Here is a 17,653-nt window from a genome sequence, read left to right on the forward strand (position 1 = left end):
AACATAGAGAGAAGGAATGATGGCGACGGCCACCGTGCAGCAACAGAAGACGACGAATCCGACCGCGATCATCGCGACGCTCGCCGCCGCCGGAATCGTGGTCTCGATGGCCCAGACCCTGGTGATCCCGATCATCGGATCCCTGCCGGACCTGCTGCACACGAGTGCCTCGAACGCGTCGTGGGTCGTCACGATCACCCTGCTCACCGGCGCGATCTCCACTCCGGTGATGGGGCGCCTCGCGGACATGCACGGCAAGAAGAAGATGATCCTCATCGCGCTGATCCCGTTCATCGTGGGGTCCGTGATCTGCGCGCTGTCCGGGTCCCTCGTGCCGATGGTGATCGGTCGCGGACTGCAGGGGCTCGCCACCGGCGTCGTCCCGCTCGGCATCTCGCTGCTGCACGACGTCCTCCCCTCCGAGCGCGTGGGTTCCGCGATGGCGCTGATGAGCTCTTCCCTCGGCGTCGGGGGCGCGCTCGGCCTGCCGGCGTCGGCCGCGATCATCCAGTTCGCCGACTGGCGGGTGCTGTTCTGGATCACCGCCGCGGCCGGCGTCCTGATCCTGCTCGCGGTCGCGAAGGTCATCCCGTCCCACGCCGCACGGGGTCACGAGCACGGCTTCGACTGGGTCGGCACCGTCGGACTCGGACTGGGTCTCACGGGCCTGCTGCTCGGCATCTCGAAGGGCACCGCGTGGGGGTGGACGAGCCCGCTCACGCTCGGCATGCTGCTCGGCGCCGTCGTCGTGTTCGTGCTGTGGAGCCTGTGGGAACTGCGCCGCCCCGGACCGCTGGTGGACCTGCACGCCACCGTCCGCCCGGTCGTGCTGCTGACCAACATCGCCTCGATCCTGATCGGATTCTCGATGTACGCGCAGTCGCTGATCCTCCCGCAGCTCATGCAGCTGCCCGTCGCGACCGGATACGGACACGGGCAGTCCACGTTCCAGATGGGACTGTGGATGGCCCCGGCCGGCCTCGGCATGATGGCGGTGTCCGGACTCGGCGCCGCGATCACCCGCCGCTGGGGCGCGAAGGTCACGCTGACGATCGGCAGCGTGGTCATGGCGATCGGCTACCTCGCCTCCGCGCTCGGCACCGGATCGCTGTGGGTGCTCGTGTTCACCGCTCTGCTGACCAGCTGCGGCACCGGATTGACCTACGGGGCCATGCCCGCATTGATCCTCTCCGCCGTGCCCGCCACGGAGAAGGCGGCCGCGAACGGGTTCAACTCCCTCATGCGCTCGCTCGGCACCACGATCGCCGCAGCCGTGATCGGTCTCGTCCTGTCCGGGATGTCGGTGGCCGGGGCGGAGGGGCACAGCGTTCCGACGCTCGCGGGCTTCACGACGAGCCTGCTCATCGGCGGCGGACTGGCACTGATCGCGGCGATCGCGGCCGCGCTGATCCCGGGTCCCCCGGTGCGCACCGGCGGCAAGCACTGAGGGCCAGGTGGAGATGGTGTCGAGGCGGTCCGCTCGACCTCTTCCGGCCGCCGCGCGCCTCGCACACGCAAGCAGTACGGAAACGGTGGATGAAGTGCGGCCAGGTCCGGGGGAACGTGCATAGTGTGCCGTCGAACACCGCAGGAGGCACCCCATGTTCCGCACCATCTGGCACGTCATGATCTCCCTCGACGGCTTCGTCGCCGACACCCACGGCGACACCACCTGGGTCCTCGGCCGCGGGGGTACCGCGCCCCCGTTCTCGGAGACCACGGACGACGACATCGGCGCCGTCCTGGCCGGACGCGGGTGGTATGACGACGCGATCTCCCGCCCGGGCGGACTCCCGGGCCAGATCTACCGCTCCTGGGACGGACCGCTGCTCGTCGCCTCGCACCATCGCGTGCCCGATCCGCTCGTCGACGTCGTCTCCGGAGACCCGACCGACCTCATCACGGCCGCACGTGTCGCGGCCGATGGTGCGGACGTCGAGGTCTGCGGGTCCCGACTCCCGTGCGCGTTGCTCGCCGCCGGGCTGATCGACCGTCTCGAGGTGCACGTCACACCGGTGATGCTGGGGGCGGGCATACGGTTCGCCGGGGGGCTGCATCGCCGTCTGGACCTGGACCTGGACGACGCCCTCCGGACCGGCGAACGCATCGACCTCCGCTACGTCCTGCGCGCCTGACCTCCGTCAGCGCCGCCGGTAGGCTCCCGAGCTCACCGGCCGCAGCTCGGCCTCGTCCGGGCCCGCGAACGCCACCCGAACCTCCAGCCGATCACCCGAGACGGCGATCCCCATCACGTTCCGCCCGCGCTCGGACCGGCGCTCCAGGACGAGCAGATCGTCCTGCCATCCCGCCGTGCCGGGTTCGGTGGGCGTGGACCCGAACGAATCGAACCACCACCAGCCCTCGCCACTGAGCACCCCGTGCGCCACGAACGCGTCCTCGCCCGGCCGAAGCACGACGTAGTCCACCACCACACCGCCCGGAATGGGCGAGACGGACAGTGCACCCCGGGCACCACCCGCCGACGCCCATTCCGTGGCGAACAGTTCTTCGGTCCCGTCCCAGTCCCCGATGAGGGGCGCGAGCCTGCGATCCGCTTCCATACCTCCACGCTACGACGCGAGAAGCGCCGCGTCATCAGAAGGTCAGGGATGAGCGTCACGAGCGTCGGTGGTCACGGTTAGGGTCAGTGCGTGGCCATCGCACTATCCCCTCTCCGCACCGACCGCCTCCGCCTGGACCGACCCACCGACGACGACCTCGACGCGCTGTTCCGCCTCTGCGCCGACGAGCGCGTCTGGCGGCACTACCCGTCGCTGCGGCACACCGACCACGCGCAGACCGCCGCGATGGTGGACCGCTGGCAGCGCAGCTGGGACCGCGCCGGGCTCGGCACGTGGACGCTGCGCTCCCGGACGGATGACCGGCTGATCGGCTACGGCGGCTGCTCGCTGATCGGCGACGAGGCGACCGTGTGGAACCTCGGCTACCGCATCGACGCCGATGAGCACGGGCACGGCTATGCCACCGAGGTGTCGCGAGCGGCGATCGCGCGGGCCCGTGCCACGCGTCCGGACACCCCGATCGTGGCGTATCTGGTGGAGCACAACGCGGCATCCGCACGTGTGGCGGAGAAGATCGGCTTCTCGCTCGTGCACCGCGGTCCGGACGCCGGCAACCCCGATCCGAGCGTCATTCGGCTCGTGTACGCGGACCGTCCGCTCACCTCTGCGCAGCTCGCTGTCGTGCTCTCCTGAGCGTCCGCGGACCGTCGATACCGACGACGGGGTGTTGGATGGACTCATGACCTCAGCCCCACGCGTCGATCCGGCGCGCTCGGACACGGATGGGCGTCCACTCGCCGTCCGCGCCGACGGCCTCATCAAACGCTTCCGGAACGTCACCGCGGTCGACGGGATCGACCTGCACGTGCGTCAGGGCGAGGTCGTCGCCTTCCTCGGGCCCAACGGCGCCGGCAAGACCACGACGATCGACATGCTGCTGGGGCTCTCGCAGCCGGACGCGGGAACCGTCGAGCTGTTCGGCCAGTCGCCGCGCAGCGCCGTCTCGCGCGGACTCGTGTCCGCGGTGATGCAGACCGGCGGGCTGCTCGGTGACGTCACCGTCCGCGACACGCTGCGCCTGACCGCCTCCCTGTTCGCGCACGCCACGAGCATCGAGGAGGCGATGGCGCGCGCCGGCATCGCCGAGCTCGCCACCCGCAAGGTGTCCCGCTGCTCCGGCGGCCAGAAGCAGCGTCTCCGCTTCGCGATGGCCCTGCTCAGCGACCCGGGCCTGATCGTGCTGGACGAGCCGACCACGGGCATGGATGTCGAGGGCCGGCACTCCTTCTGGCAGGCGATCCACGCCGACGCCGCGCGCGGCCGCACCGTCGTGTTCGCCACGCACTACCTGGAGGAGGCGGACCAGTACGCGGACCGCATCGTCCTCGTCCGCCGCGGTCGGATCGCGGCGGACGGCACCACGGCGGAGATCAAAGCCCTCGCCGCCGGTCGCACGGTGGAGGCGGAGTGGAGCACGCCGGACTTGGACGCTCTGCGAGCGATTCCCGGTGTCGAGGCGGCGGAGACCCGCGGGACCCGGGTGGTCGTGCGGTCCACGGACTCGGACGCGGTGGCACGCTTCCTGCTGACCTCGACCGACGCGCGGGACGTGACCATCACCAGCCAGAACCTGGAACAGGCGTTCCTGCAGCTGACGGGAGAGGGCGAATGAGCGACACACGCCTCGATCGCATCGACGCGACCACCCGCAACGCCCCGCGTCTCGGTGGATTCAGCTGGACGTTCTTCGGCATCGAGCTGAAGCGGCTGTTCAAGAACTACTCGGTGATCATCTTCACCGTGGTCTTCCCGATCGCGATGCTCGTCCTGGTCGGGCTGCCACTGAAGTCCCGGTCGATCTCGGACGTGTCCGTCGCTGACGGCGGCATGTCCGCGGCCGTCCCGATCATGATCTCGATGGCGGTGTACGCCGCCCTCGTGGGCTCCACGATGACGGGAGTGACCGTGGCCGCCGAACGCGGCCAGGGTTGGAGTCGCCAGCTCCGCCTCACGCCACTGAATCCGGCGGTCTACATCCTGATCAAGGTTGCCACCGGCATGGTGCTGGCAGCGATCGCGGTCGTGGTGACGCTCGTCGCCGGTGCGCTCCTGGGCATCACCGCACCGCTGGGCAACGTCCTCCTGGCCGGGTTCGTGGCCTGGCTGACCTCGATGTCCATGACGAGCCTCGGCCTCGCCGTCGGGTACGCCTTCCCGGCTCAGAACGCCATACGCTACATGGGCCCGCTGCTGCCGGTGCTGAGCTTCATGGGCGGGCTGTTCGTCCCGCTGTACCTCATGCCGGACCTGCTGCAGGTCGCGGCGAAGTTCACTCCGCTGTGGGGAATCGCCGACCTCGCCCAGTCCGCCGTCATCGGCGTCGCTCCGGACCCCTGGGCGATCCCGAACCTGGTCGTCTGGTTCGTGATCTTCACCGGACTCGCGGTGATGTTCTTCCGTCGCGACACCGCTCGCGTCTGAGCGGCCGGACGCTTTCCGCCCGGCGCGTCCTGTGCCACCATGTGACCGACACGACGCGGGGAGCGATCATGACCACAGCAGCGGTGATCTTCAATCCGACGAAGGTGCGGCGGGAGAGTCTGGAGAAGGCGTTCGCGAGCGCGGAGGAAGCGACGCTGCACTGGTTCGAGACCAGCGCCGATGACCCTGGCCAGGGCATCGCGCAGGAGGCACTCGGCGTGAAGCCGGACGTCGTGATCGTCGCCGGCGGGGCCGGCGCCGTCCGCGCCGTGGCCGAGGCGCTTGCGCAGACCGAGGACGCGCCGCACCTGGCGATCGTGCCGCAGGGCACCGGCAATCTGCTCGCCCGCAACCTCGGCATCCCGCTCGGCCTGACCGCCGCGGCCAAGCGCGCGCTCGGCGGTCGGGCCACGCCGGTGGACCTCGGTTGGGTGGAGGTCACGACGGAGGGCGAGGTGCAACGACACGCGTTCGCCGTCCTCGTCGGGTTCGGCATCGACGCCAACATGATCGCCGAGACCGACGATGATCTGAAGGCCAAGGCCGGGTGGCTCGCCTATGTGGAATCGCTCGGGCGTGCGGTGTCCAAGAGCGACGTGCTCGAGGTGGACGTGACCCTGGACGGTGACGGGTTCACCACCGGCGCGCACACCGTGCTGGTCGGCAACTGCGGTTCCGTGCAGGGTGGGCTCACGCTGATGCCCGACGCGGTGGCCGACGACGGCAAGCTCGACGTGCTCGTGCTGGGTGCCGATGACCTCAGCGGCTGGTTCTCCACCGTCAAGACGATGGTCTGGGACCACGGGCTGCGCAAGCTCCTGCCGGGATCAGCCGACACCGTCCCGGCGACGGATCCGGTCACGGCCGATGCGCACTACCGCCAGACCGAGCACGTGCACGTCTCGTTGCCCGAACCCCGGCCCTTCCAGATCGACGGTGAGGAGGCCGGACACGTGAGCGAGTTCACCGCGACGGTGCAGCCCGCTGCCGTGCACGTCCGCATCTGACCGTCGATGGTGCCCGCCGTCGAGGCGACCGCCGGCACCGGGCGTGCATCGTTGCCGACGAGTTCCGGACCGGGGCGCTACGATCGCACCATCACACCGTGCCGTCCCGAGGCGTGGTGAAGGGGAGATCGACGATGACGACGGCCGCAGCACCCACCCGCAGCCGAGCACGAACGATCGTGCGCCGCACCCTCTGGATCGCGCTGGCCGTGATCCTCACCATCGTGGTCGCGGCCTCCGTCCTGGTGACGTGGACGGTGCAGCGGTCCTTCCCGCAGTACACGGGTGAGGCGTCCGTACCGGGCCTGACCGCGAAGGTCACCGTGCAGCGCGACGAACTCGGCATCCCCACCATCACCGCGGAGACCTCGCACGATCTGTTCTACGCACAGGGCTACGTGCACGCACAGGACCGGTTCTGGGAGATGGACTTCCGTCGCCACACGACCTCCGGGCGGCTGTCCGAGCTGTTCGGCGAATCCCAGGTCGGCACGGACAAGTTCCTGCGCACTCTGGGGTGGCGGGAGATCGCCGAGAAGGAGGTCGAGGCGCTCGATGAGACCTCGCGCTCCTACTACGACGCCTACGCCGACGGTGTGAACGCGTACCTCGCCGACCACTCCGGTGCCGACGTGTCGTTGGAGTACGCCATCCTCGGGCTGCAGAACCCCGGCTACAAGCCGGAGAAGTGGACGGCCGCCGACTCAGTGGCGTGGCTGAAGGCGATGGCCTGGGACCTTCGCACCAACATCGAGGATGAGACGAACCGCGCACTGCTGCGCCGGGACTACTCGGCGGCACAGATCGACCAGCTCTACCCGGGCTATCCCTTCGAGCAGAACCCGACGATCGTTCCGGCGGTTCCCGCATCCAGCGTCAGCGGTGCCGTCCGGGTGCCCACGGTCGGCGCCGAGGGCATCGCCTGGACCGAGGTGTCGAACGTCGTCGACGCCGCTTCCGCCCTGCTCGGCGATGCCGGCGAGGGTGTCGGCTCGAACTCGTGGGTCATCTCCGGTGACCTCACGGACACCGGCCTGCCGATGCTGGCCAACGACCCGCACCTCGGTGCGAGCCTGCCGAGCGTCTGGCACCAGTCGCAACTGAAGTGCGCGAAGCTGTCCGAGGCCTGCCCGTTCGATGTGGCCGGGTTCGGGTTCTCCGGTGTGCCGGGCATCATCATCGGCCACAACGACAAGATCGCCTGGGGATTCACGAACCTCACCACCGACGTCACCGATCTGTACATCGAGCGCGTGCAGGGGGATCAGTACTGGCGGGACGGAAAGCTCGTTCCGATTCAGGAGAAGCAGGACGTGATCAAGGTCGCCGGTGGCAAGGATGTGCCCCTGACCATCCGATCCACCGTGCACGGCCCGATCGTTTCCGGGCTGACCGATGATTTCACCGCGATCGCCGAGAAGCCGCCGGTCACCGCCACACTGGAGGGTGACTCCTACGCCGTGAGTCTGCGCTGGACGGCGCTGGATGTCGGTGAGACGCCACGCGCGATCTTCGCGATGAACGTGGCGCAGAACTGGGATGAGTTCCGTTCGGCCGCCGAGTTCTTCCAGGTGCCCGCGCAGAACCTCATCTTCGCCGACGCCACCGGCACGATCGCCTACCAGGCTCCGGGCAACCTGCCGATCCGCGGCAAGGGCGACGGCACGCTGCCGGCACCCGGATGGGACAGCGACTACGACTGGATCGGGTACATCCCGTTCGAGGATCTGCCGAGCGTGGTCAACCCCGCACAGGGCTTCATCGTCACGGCGAACAACGCCATCGTGGGCGACGACTACGCCTACTTCCTGAGCGCCGATTGGGACTACGGCTACCGCGCCGCGCGCATCACGGAGCTCCTGAAGCAGGCCGCGGGCGATGGCAAGATCACGGCCGACACGATGCGGGCCATCCAGGGCGACAAGCAGTTCTGGATCGGCAAGCGTCTGGCCACCGCCGTGGGGGACATCCACGTCGAGCGCGCCGGCCCGAAGGCGGCCGTGGCGCTGCTGCAGGACTGGGACGCGCAGAACGACGCCGACTCGGCCGCCGCGGCCTACGCGAACGTGCTGTGGGACACCCTGTTGACCGGGATGTTCGCGGACCGCAAGCCCGCGCCGATCCCGACCGACGACCAGTCGCGCTGGTTCACCGTCATCTCCACCCTGCTGGATGAGCCGGATTCGGAGTGGTGGCAGGACGGGCCCTCCGGTGCGACCGGCCGGGACGCCGTTCTCGCGGCGGTCATCGACCGCGCCTACGACCGCCTCGAGAAGCTGCAGGGCGAGGACCAGAAGAAGTGGAACTGGGGTGGACTGCACACCCTCACCCTGACCAGCCAGACGTTCGGATCCAGCGGGATCGCACCGATCGAGGCGTTGTTCAACCGCGGCCCCTACCGGGTCGGCGGCGGGTCCAGCGTCGTGGATGCGACCGGCTGGACCGTCGGCGAGGACTTCACCGTGCAGACCGTCCCGTCCATGCGGATGGTGATCGACATGTCCGACTTCGACGCCTCGACGTGGAACCACCTGACCGGCACCAGCGGCCACGCGTTCCACCCGAACTACATCGACCAGACCGAGACGTGGACTCGCGGGGAGGGGACGCCGTGGGCGTTCTCACCGAAGGCCGTGGCCGCCACGACGGTGGACACCTTCACGCTGGTCCCCGCCCACTGACGCACCTGCGCAGGGCGCGCAACCCGTCGGTCAGCGCACGGCCGGGTACGGGAACTGCTCCGGCGGGAAATCGGGGAGCGCGGCGCGCCGACGCTGGAAGACGGACGTCGGCCACACCACCGCGCCGACGATGAGCAGCATCGCGCCCACGAGCACCCAGATCAGGCCGGGGGTGGAGACCCCATCGGTCGGCGCCAGCATGACGACGACGATTCCGATCACGAGGCACACGGCCCCCGCGATGACCAGAACGATCGCGGCGCGGATGGCGCGCGTCGCGGCGACGACCATCACCTGCGAGGGCGAGGGGACGCCGCGGGTCAGCGTGTACGGCGCCCAGGTCGCACCGGTCCACCACCGCGAGGTCTCGGCACGGCCGGTGGGGTACCAGTCCGCGCCGGGGCCGACGACCTCGCCGGGCAGCGGACGGACCTCGCTCGTCTCCACCGCGGGCCGGGTCGGCGCCGGCTGCCTCTCGCGCCGGAACGCGATGATTCCGGCGGTGAGGAAGAGCAGTCCGGCCAACGCCAGGCATGCCGGGGCGAGCAGACTGATCACGGCCACCCAGAGATCGGTGGCCGACATCGCCTGCATCGTCCCGATCACCGCCTGCAGCGCCGCGAACCCGAGGAACACGGCGCCGAAGCTCAATGCCGGCTTGGCCGACTGGGTCCCGGCGAAACGCTCTGCGCTCGGTCGGCCGTCGCGCAACAGGTGACCGGTCCACACCCGACCGTCCCACCAGTGCACCGAGCCATCGGCCATCGGGTACCACCCTGGCCGAACGGCGAAGACTCCCCCGGTCATGCGGTCAGTCTGTCACACGCCCCCTCCGCCGCCGCCACCGGCGGCGGACGGGGTGTGGTGGCCGTAATCCGGCCGTGCCGGCTGGGTGGGCGTGTTGGCCTCGTTGCCGCCCTGGCTGCCGCCGTAGGGCACGCCGTGGTCGGCGTACTCGGCACGCGTGAACACGAGAGCCCATCCGCCGAGCGTGAACCGCGCACCGGTTCGCAACCTCGTGCGTCCGTCCGCGCTGGAAGACGGAGTCACACCGGGGCCGATCATGGTCAGGACGTACTCATCGTCGTCCGTGTGGTCGATGCGGGCGTGCGAGGCGTCCGCGCCGGTCAGCTGCAACTCGTTGTCGGCGCCGGACCCGATTCGCACCACGTCCGACGTCAGCGGGAAGCGGAAGCGATCCGTCGCGTTCGACACCAGCAGGGCGGGGTCTCCCTCCCCCCAGGCGGCGTGCGTCGTGGTCACCTCATGCTCGTGGATGTTCGACGGATGGCCCGACCCGTGCATCGGCGTCGGGTCAGATTCCGGCGAGTGTCCGTCCGGCATCTCCTCGGTGGACGTCACGACACGCTCCGCCGATACGGGCTGTGCGGTCGCGCCGTCGGGGGCCTCGACCACGTGTTCGGACGGAGCGTCCGGAACGGCATCGTTCGACACGGTGCTACCTCCTCCGCCGGACGGCGCCTCCGTCCGCGCTGCTGCGGCTCAGGTTACGCGCGCGGCAAGCTCCGGACCAGGGGTTCAGCCGCCGGAGGCGGGCGGGGTCTCGCGGTCGTCGCGGAGCTCGTCCGCCACGAGGGACCGTTCGTCGATGGTGCCGTTGCGGTAGGCCTGGCGCCCGACCATGTGCGCGGACAGGGGCGCCGTCGCGAACTGCATCAGCACGATCGCGACGAGCATCCCCACCGCGGGCCAGGACCGCGCGGACAGAGCGATCGCGATGCAGATCAGGATCAGCCCGAGCACCTGCGGCTTGGTGGCCGCGTGCAAGCGGGTCGGCACATCGCGGAAGCGCAGCAGGCCGATCGCGGCGACCAGGCACAGCAGCGCGCCGGCCAGGATCAGCACGAGCGCGGCCACGTCGGCGACGGTATCGACGTCGAAGGTCATGACTGCTGCCGGTCCCTTCTGGCCACGAACCGCGCGACGGCGATCGAGCCGAACACGCCGATCGCCGCGACGATGAGCAGCACCGGGAGCGTCCGGGTGTGATGGTTGATGGCCATCTCGGCGCCGAGCACGCAGATCACCTCGGTCAGCAGCACGTCGCTCGCGACCGCGCGGTCCAGGATCGACGGACCGCGGACGATGCGCACGAGCGTCAGCAGCGCGGCGACGCCGAAGACGATGATGATGATCAGCAGCAGGACGTTCATGCCGTCTCCTCCCGCACCGCGCGGTTCTGCTCGCGGCTGCCGAGCGCGCGGATGATCCGCCGCTCCCATTTCAGCACCCACTGTCGCTGCTTCTCCAGCTGCGCCTGCACGTCCGCTCCCTCACGCAGCCCCAGCACGTGCAGGTAGAGGACGCGGCGGTCGCGGTCGGTCTCCAGCACCAGGGATCCCGGAATCAGAGAGGCGGTGACGCCCACGTGGGTCATGATCAGGTCGTCGTCGCTGGTCAGCGGCACCCGGATCACCGCGGTGCCGGGATAGCGCTTCGGGTTCAGCACGTGCCAGGCCACCACGAGCGAACCCCACACCACCTCGGCGAGGAAGGTCACCACGAGCACCAGCAGGTACCAGAAGTTGATGCGGCCGGACAGCTCGGCCGGAGGCAGTCGGAACACCAGCGTGACGAACACCGCCACGATCACGCCGGTGAGGGCGGACAGCACCGTGAACTGCCCCCACAGCAGCATCCACACCAGCACCAGCCAGAGGAAGAACGGCAGCTGGCGCCACAGGGCGGCCCAGGCGGAACGTGGCTCGGCGCTCATCCGTCCACCTCTCGCTCCAACTGCTCGAGGTGCACGGGCTCCACCAGGCTGTCACCGATGCGATCCGCGAGCGCGAACAGGGGTCCGGCGAAAGCGGTCAGGCACAGCGTCACGACCACCATGCCGCCCGTCGCCCACGTCATGATGCGCGGGATCGCACGGCGCTCGGACTCCTCATCCGCGGCCGGCGCGGAACCCAGGTGACCGAGCCGAGATTCGGTGTCCGGGGCCTCCGCGTCCTCGCGCCAGAACGCCAGGTTCCAGGCGCGCATGAGGGCGTACAGCGTCAGCAGCGACGTGATCACGCCGATCACGATCAGCACCCACATGATGGGTGTGCCCACCTCCGCCGCCGCGCTGAACAGCGCGTACTTCCCGAGGAAGCCGGAGAACGGGGGCAGGCCGCCGAGGTTGATGGCCGGGATGAAGTACAGGATCGCCAGCAGCGGCGCCGCCTTCATCAGTCCGCTCACCTTGAGGATGGACGTGGACCCGGCGCGGCGCTCGATGAGTCCCACGGCGAGGAACAGTGTGGTCTGCACGACGATGTGGTGCACCGTGTAGTACACCGTCGCGCCGTAGCCGACCGCCGTCCCGATGGACAGGCCGAACACCATGTACCCGACATGGCTGACCAGCGTGAAGGACAGGATGCGCTTCAACTCCGCCTGCGCGACGGCGCCGAGGATGCCGACCAGCAGCGTGGCCGCGGCGACGATGCCGAGCACGAGGTTGATCGAGTCGTTCGCGAACAGCTGCGTCTCGGTCCGGATCATGGCGTAGACGCCGACCTTGGTGAGCAAACCGGCGAAGACGGCGGTGACCGGGGCGGGAGCGGTCGGGTATGAGTCCGGCAGCCAGAACGAGACCGGGAAGACGGCGGCCTTGATGCCGAACGCGACCAGCAGCATCAGGTGCAGGATGAGCTGCGTCTCCTGCGGGATCAGCGCCATCCGTTCGCCGATCTGGACCATGTTCACGGTGCCGACCGCGCCGTAGATCATCGCGATCGCGGCGAGGAACAGGACGGAGGAGACCAGCGAGACGACGATGTAGACGACACCGGTGCGAATGCGCGGCGCCGTACCGCCCAGGGTGATCAGCACGAAGGAGGCGACGAGCAGGATCTCGAATCCGACGTACATGTTGAACAGGTCGCCGGCGATGAACGCGTCGAAGATGCCGGCACCGAGGATCAGGTAGGACGGGAAGAAGATCGACACCGGCGTGTCATCGTCCCCGTCCGCGGCCCCCTGGCCGACGGAGAACAGCAGGACCGCGAGCAGCACGATGCTCGACACGGCCACGAGCAGCGCGGAGAGCCGGTCGACGTACAGGACGATGCCGAACGGCAACGGCCAGTCGGCCACCGACACCGCCAGCGGCATGTCCCCGACGTCGACGATCCACAGCATCAGCGCGGCGACGACGAACACCGCCACGAGCGTGACGATCGAGACGATGATCTGCAGTCGGCGACGACGCGTGAACACCAGGGCGAGCGCCGCCCCCAGCAGGGGCAGGATCACCACGAGGGGGACGAGGGCGGAGGGATTCATCGCTCGCCTCCGTCCGGGTTCGGACGCCGTCCGCGGTCACGATCGCCCACCTCGGGCTCACGGGAGCCGGGCACGGGGATCACGATCGGAGAGGTGTCGACGTCCACGAAGTCGGTGGTGGCCTCATCCGCACTGAGGTCGGCATCGTCGTCGAGCACGTCGTCCTCCGCCTCGCCGCGCTCGCGCAACCGGAGGTCCTCTTCGTCATCGTGCACGGTGTCCTGCTGGCCGAGCTGCCAGGAGCGGTAGATCAGGGCGAGCAGGAACGCGCTGACCGCGAACGTGATCACGATGGCCGTCAACGTCAGCGCCTGCGGCAGGGGATCGCTCATCTCCGCCGGGTCACCCGGGTCCTCCGGGTCGAAGAACGCCGACGTCCCGGGGGCGCCCATCACGACCAGCAGCAGCAGGTTCAGCGCATTGCCGAGCAGCAGGAAGCCGATCAGCACGCGAGTCAGACTGCGCTCGAGCATGGCGTACACGCCGCACGCGGCGAGCACCGCCATCACGACGATGAGGATCGCGGAGACGTTCATGACGCGCTCACCCCCTGACGGGTGAGCTCGTGCGTCTGTCGGTCGACCTCGGCGCCGAGGCTGCGCAGCACGTCCAGCACCAGTCCGATCACGACGAGGTAGACCCCGATGTCGAAGATCGTCGAGGTCGCGAACTCCACGTGACCGATGACCGGGATCTCGGCCTCCCAGAAGGTGCTGGTCAGGGGGCTCTGGCCGAAGAACAGGGGGACGACCGCGGTGCCGACGGCGATCAGCATGCCTGAGCCGAGCAGGCGCCCGGCGTCGGTGGGTGCCGCCGCGCCGAGCTCGTACGGGCCGCCGGCGATGTACCGCATCACCAGCGCCATGCCGGCGACCAGGCCGCCGGCGAACCCACCACCGGGCATGTTGTGCCCGGCGAACAGCAGGAAGATCGACACGACGATGATCGTGTGGAACAGGATCCGCACGATCACCTCGAGCATCATCGACCGCGAGCGCGGGTCGAGCGTGCCGCCGCCGACCAGCCACGCCCGGGGACCGGCCGTCTCGCCCGGACGGACGATGGAGATCGAGCCGGTGTCCGTCTCCTGCATCGGACGCAGACGCGCCCGACGTGAGGGAGCCTTGGGCACCGCCCGCAGGCGCGAGAGGAGGTCCGTGCGGTCGGTGACGAACACCAGGGACGCGACGCCGGTGGCGGCGAGGACGAGGACGGACAGTTCGCCCATCGTGTCCCAGCCGCGAAGATCGACGAGCGCGACGTTGACGACGTTCTTGCCGTGGCCGATCTCGTACGCGAGGCGGGCGAAGTCGTCCGACACCGGACGGAACTGCCGCGCGTCGGTGGCGACGATCGCGATCGCCGCGAGCGTGAGACCGACCGCCGCGCCGATGACCGCCCGCGGCACCCGCCAGACGCTGGCGTGCCGGTCGCCCATCCGGGCCGGGATCCGGCGCAGGACGAGGGAGAAGGCCACCAGGGTGACCGTCTCGACGAGCACCTGGGTCAGCGCGAGGTCCGGCGCCCCCATGGTCGCGAACAGCACGACCATGCCGAGACCCGTGACCGAGACGAGCACGACGCCGGAGTAGCGCTTGCGCGCTCGCACGGCGATGAGTCCGGCGATGATCATGATCGGCGCGACCACGATCTGCACCGGCGAATGCCAGGCGGACAGGTCACCGCGCCACGACGGCGACGCGAGCAGCGCAGGCACTTCGGCGGCGACGAAGACGATGAAGATGGTGCCGACGTAGATCGGCAGCGAACCGCGTTGGAACACCGTGGTGACCAGCACCGACGCCCGGTCGATGCCGTGCTGCACCGCCGTGTACGCGTCGTTCGCGGTGAAGGGCAGGACCCGGCCGGCGCGGTCCCAGCCCGTGCGCCGAGTGAGCCAGAACAGCCCGAGGCCGAGCACGATCGCGCCCGCGGAGATGAACAGCGCGGGCTCCAAGCCGTGCCACAGCGCCAGGTGCGCGGCGTGCTCGGGGGCGGCGACCCCGGCGGACGCGGCCGGCGCGGTGCGGGCGTACTGCTGCAGCACATGATCGATCGGTGTCGCGCACAGGCCCGCGATCAGGGAGAGCGCGGAAAGGACGACGGGTGCGAACAGGAAGCCGATCGGCGGGTCCGGCCACGGCGTCGGTGGGATCGTCACACCGGCCGCGTCGCGCTTGGTGAAGAACGCACCCCAGAGGAACCGGGCGCCGTACGCCGCGGTGACGATCGACCCGAGGGACACACCGAGCAGCGCGACCCAGCCCCAGCCGGATCCGCCCTCCGCCTCGTACAGGAACGCACCGAGCATGCCTTCCTTGCCGACGAAACCGATCGTCGGTGGCAGACCGACCATGCAGGCGACCGCGATGAAGGAGGACACCGCCAGCACGGGGGCCTGACGACCGAGGCCGCTGAGTTCGGTGACGTCTCGGGTACCGAGTTGGCGGTCGATGATGCCGACGACGAGGAAGAGGGCCGATTTGAACAGGGCGTGGCCGAGCAGGAGCGCGAGTCCGGCCAGCAGCGCGTCCCGCGTACCGAACCCGAGCACCACGGAGAGCATGCCGAGCTGGCTGACCGTGCCGAACGCCAGGATGCGCTTGAGGTCGGTCTCGCGCAACGACTGGATGCCGCCGAGCAGCATCGTCAGCACCCCCAGCGTGATGATCGTCGGGCGCCACACCGGATCGTCGGCGAACGTCGGTGCGAAGCGTGCCAGCAGATAGATGCCGGCCTTGACCATCGCCGCGGCATGGAGGTAGGCGCTCACCGGCGTCGGCGCGGCCATCGCGCCCGGAAGCCAGAAGTGGAACGGGAAGATCGCGGACTTGCTCAGCACGCCGACGAGGATCAGCACGAGCGCGATCGATGTGGGCGTCCCGTGCGGTGGGTTCGCGAGCATGTCGCTCATCACCGTGGTCCCGGACTGGATGATCAGCATCACGATGCCGATGAACATGACCAGCCCGCCGAGCGTGGTCACCAGCAGCGCCTGAAGCGCCGCACGACGGCTCGCGGAACGGTTGTGGTAGTACCCGATCAGCAAGTAGGACAGGATGCTCGTGATCTCCCAGAACATCACGAGCACGACGAGGTCGTCGGTCAGCACGAGGCCGTACATGGCCCCGGCGAACGCCAGCAGGACGGACGCGAACAGCGCCAGGCCCTCGGTCTTGCCCTCGAAGTACCAGGCGCAGTAGATCAGCACGAGGGCTCCGACGCCGGAGACCACGAGCGTCATCAACCAGCCCAGCACGTCCATGCGCATGGACAGCGAGATCTCCAGCGCCGGGATCCAGTGGTAGATCTCGGTGACCTCGCCGCCGGCGAAGACGACGCCGGACTGCAGGATCGCGTGGACCAGCGCGGCGATCGGCAGCAGCGCCGCCACGATGAAGGCCTTCGCTCCGATCCGCCGAACCAGCAGGGGCAGGGCGCACGGGACCACCATGAAGGCGGCGAGGAGAATCAGCATGCGGGCCCCTTGCTCGTCGGCGTGCGGGATGCACGATCCGGGCGGGCGGTGGTCCTGTCCATTCTACGGGTTCGGGGTGGTCCGGCCCGAGGATGAGTCCGCCGGACCCCCAGGCACGTCCGTTAGGCTTCTGCCCCACGGGGGACGGTGTTCGACGAGCACCCCGGATCTCCGTGTCGAGAGAGGCGAGGGATGAGCCAGGCACCACCCACCGATGCGGAGATGGCCCGAGCCTCCGGAGTGCTCCGACTGATCTCGGACGCGTACTCCAGCCGCATGGTCGGCCAAGAGCGCCTGCGCACCAGCCTGCTGATCTCGCTCATCGCGGGCGGTCACATCCTGCTCGAGAGCGTCCCGGGCCTGGCCAAGACCACGGCCGCCTCAACCCTCGCCGCCACCGTCCAGGCGAAGTTCAAGCGGATCCAGTGCACGCCGGACCTGCTGCCGAGCGACATCACCGGCAGCCAGATCTATGACGCCTCCACCGGGTCGTTCCGCACCGTGCTCGGTCCGGTGCACGCCAACTTCCTGCTGCTGGATGAGATCAACCGCTCCAGCGCGAAGACGCAGTCCGCGATGCTCGAGGCGATGCAGGAGCACCAGACCACGATCGGCGGCGAGGTGCACCGCCTGCCCAAACCCTTCCTGGTCATCGCCACGCAGAACCCGATCGAGCAGGAGGGCACCTACGAGCTGCCCGAGGCCCAGATGGACCGCTTCCTGCTGAAGGAGATCGTGGAGTACCCGAGCCCGGCCGAAGAGCTCGAGGTCCTGAACCGCATCGACGCCGGCGTCCTGGACCCGGATCGTCCGGTCGCCGCGACCGCGTCGCTGGAGGACGTGCTGGCGATGCAGCAGATCGCCGGACGCATCCACGTCGACCCGGCCGTGCGCAACTACATCGTGTCCCTGGTCTACGTCACCCGGAACCCGGGGCCCTACATCGGCGAGGACAAGGCGCGCTTCATCAAGTACGGCGCGAGCCCGCGCGCGAGCATCGCGTTCCTGCAGGCAGCGCGCGCGTTCGCCCTGCTGCAGGGACGCAACTACGTCATCCCCGAGGACGTCCGCTCGCTCCGGCACGTGGTGCTGCGCCACCGGGTCCTGCTCACGTTCGAGGGGCAGGCCGAGGGCATCCGCAGCGAGGACCTCATCGACGACGTGTTCGGCGCGGTGCCGACGCCCTGA

At 69.3% G+C, this 17,653-nt stretch carries 17 protein-coding genes; 8 read left to right on the forward strand and 9 right to left on the reverse strand.

Features of this window, described 5'->3' with window-relative positions:
- The first annotated feature begins 16 nt into the window (after window positions 1-16).
- The gene (locus BN1193_RS15545; protein WP_094770574.1) at window positions 17-1,447 is read left to right on the forward strand and encodes an MFS transporter; all 1,431 of its coding nucleotides are present in this window, start codon (window positions 17-19) and stop codon (window positions 1,445-1,447) included.
- A gap of 154 nt (window positions 1,448-1,601) precedes the next feature.
- Complete coding sequence (locus tag BN1193_RS15550) at window positions 1,602-2,135, forward strand: dihydrofolate reductase family protein (protein WP_052460864.1); 534 nt, start codon at window positions 1,602-1,604, stop codon at window positions 2,133-2,135.
- A 6-nt stretch (window positions 2,136-2,141) separates the two neighbouring features.
- Here the strand turns inward: BN1193_RS15550 and BN1193_RS15555 are convergent, their stop codons facing one another.
- Window positions 2,142-2,561, reverse strand: a complete 420-nt coding sequence (locus BN1193_RS15555; protein WP_040167822.1) for a hypothetical protein — start codon at window positions 2,559-2,561, stop codon at window positions 2,142-2,144.
- Between the two features lie 90 nt (window positions 2,562-2,651).
- On the opposite strand from BN1193_RS15555, the gene BN1193_RS15560 reads away from it, so the two are divergent.
- From BN1193_RS15560 to BN1193_RS15580, 5 genes are all read left to right on the forward strand, one after another.
- Window positions 2,652-3,215, forward strand: coding sequence for a GNAT family N-acetyltransferase (locus BN1193_RS15560; protein WP_040167824.1), 564 nt, complete (start codon window positions 2,652-2,654; stop codon window positions 3,213-3,215).
- A gap of 46 nt (window positions 3,216-3,261) precedes the next feature.
- Window positions 3,262-4,194 (forward strand): ABC transporter ATP-binding protein, encoded by a 933-nt coding sequence (locus BN1193_RS15565; RefSeq protein WP_052460865.1) that lies wholly within the window; start codon window positions 3,262-3,264, stop codon window positions 4,192-4,194.
- Window positions 4,191-5,003: an ABC transporter permease gene (locus BN1193_RS15570; RefSeq protein WP_040167826.1), complete on the forward strand. Its 813-nt coding sequence runs from the start codon at window positions 4,191-4,193 to the stop codon at window positions 5,001-5,003. Before BN1193_RS15565 ends, BN1193_RS15570 begins: the two co-directional genes overlap by 4 nt.
- A gap of 68 nt (window positions 5,004-5,071) precedes the next feature.
- A complete protein-coding gene (locus BN1193_RS15575) occupies window positions 5,072-6,010 on the forward strand; it encodes a diacylglycerol/lipid kinase family protein (RefSeq protein WP_040168459.1) in 939 nt (312 codons plus the stop codon).
- Between the two features lie 134 nt (window positions 6,011-6,144).
- Window positions 6,145-8,691, forward strand: coding sequence for a penicillin acylase family protein (locus BN1193_RS15580; protein WP_094770575.1), 2,547 nt, complete (start codon window positions 6,145-6,147; stop codon window positions 8,689-8,691).
- Window positions 8,692-8,721: 30 nt separating this feature from the next.
- Here the strand turns inward: BN1193_RS15580 and BN1193_RS15585 are convergent, their stop codons facing one another.
- From BN1193_RS15585 to BN1193_RS15620, 8 genes are all read right to left on the reverse strand, one after another.
- Window positions 8,722-9,498: a hypothetical protein gene (locus BN1193_RS15585; protein WP_040167828.1), complete on the reverse strand. Its 777-nt coding sequence runs from the start codon at window positions 9,496-9,498 to the stop codon at window positions 8,722-8,724.
- 12 nt (window positions 9,499-9,510) lie between these two features.
- Window positions 9,511-10,146 (reverse strand): FHA domain-containing protein, encoded by a 636-nt coding sequence (locus tag BN1193_RS15590; protein WP_230206527.1) that lies wholly within the window; start codon window positions 10,144-10,146, stop codon window positions 9,511-9,513.
- Window positions 10,147-10,230: 84 nt separating this feature from the next.
- Complete coding sequence (mnhG, locus tag BN1193_RS15595; RefSeq protein ID WP_040167830.1) at window positions 10,231-10,599, reverse strand: monovalent cation/H(+) antiporter subunit G; 369 nt, start codon at window positions 10,597-10,599, stop codon at window positions 10,231-10,233.
- On the reverse strand, window positions 10,596-10,865 hold the full coding sequence (locus tag BN1193_RS15600; protein ID WP_040167833.1) for a monovalent cation/H+ antiporter complex subunit F: 270 nt from the start codon (window positions 10,863-10,865) through the stop codon (window positions 10,596-10,598). The genes mnhG and BN1193_RS15600 overlap by 4 nt, the downstream gene beginning before the upstream one ends.
- Window positions 10,862-11,428 (reverse strand): Na+/H+ antiporter subunit E, encoded by a 567-nt coding sequence (locus BN1193_RS15605; RefSeq protein WP_040167836.1) that lies wholly within the window; start codon window positions 11,426-11,428, stop codon window positions 10,862-10,864. The genes BN1193_RS15600 and BN1193_RS15605 overlap by 4 nt, the downstream gene beginning before the upstream one ends.
- Complete coding sequence (locus BN1193_RS15610; RefSeq protein ID WP_040167838.1) at window positions 11,425-12,987, reverse strand: Na+/H+ antiporter subunit D; 1,563 nt, start codon at window positions 12,985-12,987, stop codon at window positions 11,425-11,427. The genes BN1193_RS15605 and BN1193_RS15610 overlap by 4 nt, the downstream gene beginning before the upstream one ends.
- Window positions 12,984-13,523, reverse strand: coding sequence for a Na(+)/H(+) antiporter subunit C (locus tag BN1193_RS15615; protein ID WP_094770576.1), 540 nt, complete (start codon window positions 13,521-13,523; stop codon window positions 12,984-12,986). The genes BN1193_RS15610 and BN1193_RS15615 overlap by 4 nt, the downstream gene beginning before the upstream one ends.
- Window positions 13,520-16,465 (reverse strand): Na+/H+ antiporter subunit A, encoded by a 2,946-nt coding sequence (locus BN1193_RS15620; protein WP_040167840.1) that lies wholly within the window; start codon window positions 16,463-16,465, stop codon window positions 13,520-13,522. The genes BN1193_RS15615 and BN1193_RS15620 overlap by 4 nt, the downstream gene beginning before the upstream one ends.
- Before the next feature lie 192 nt (window positions 16,466-16,657).
- Here BN1193_RS15620 and BN1193_RS15625 point away from each other — a divergent pair, with 192 nt between their 5' ends.
- Window positions 16,658-17,653 (forward strand): AAA family ATPase, encoded by a 996-nt coding sequence (locus tag BN1193_RS15625; protein WP_040167842.1) that lies wholly within the window; start codon window positions 16,658-16,660, stop codon window positions 17,651-17,653.

The organism is Microbacterium gorillae (genome assembly GCF_000826185.2).
Taxonomy (GTDB): domain Bacteria; phylum Actinomycetota; class Actinomycetes; order Actinomycetales; family Microbacteriaceae; genus Microbacterium; species Microbacterium gorillae.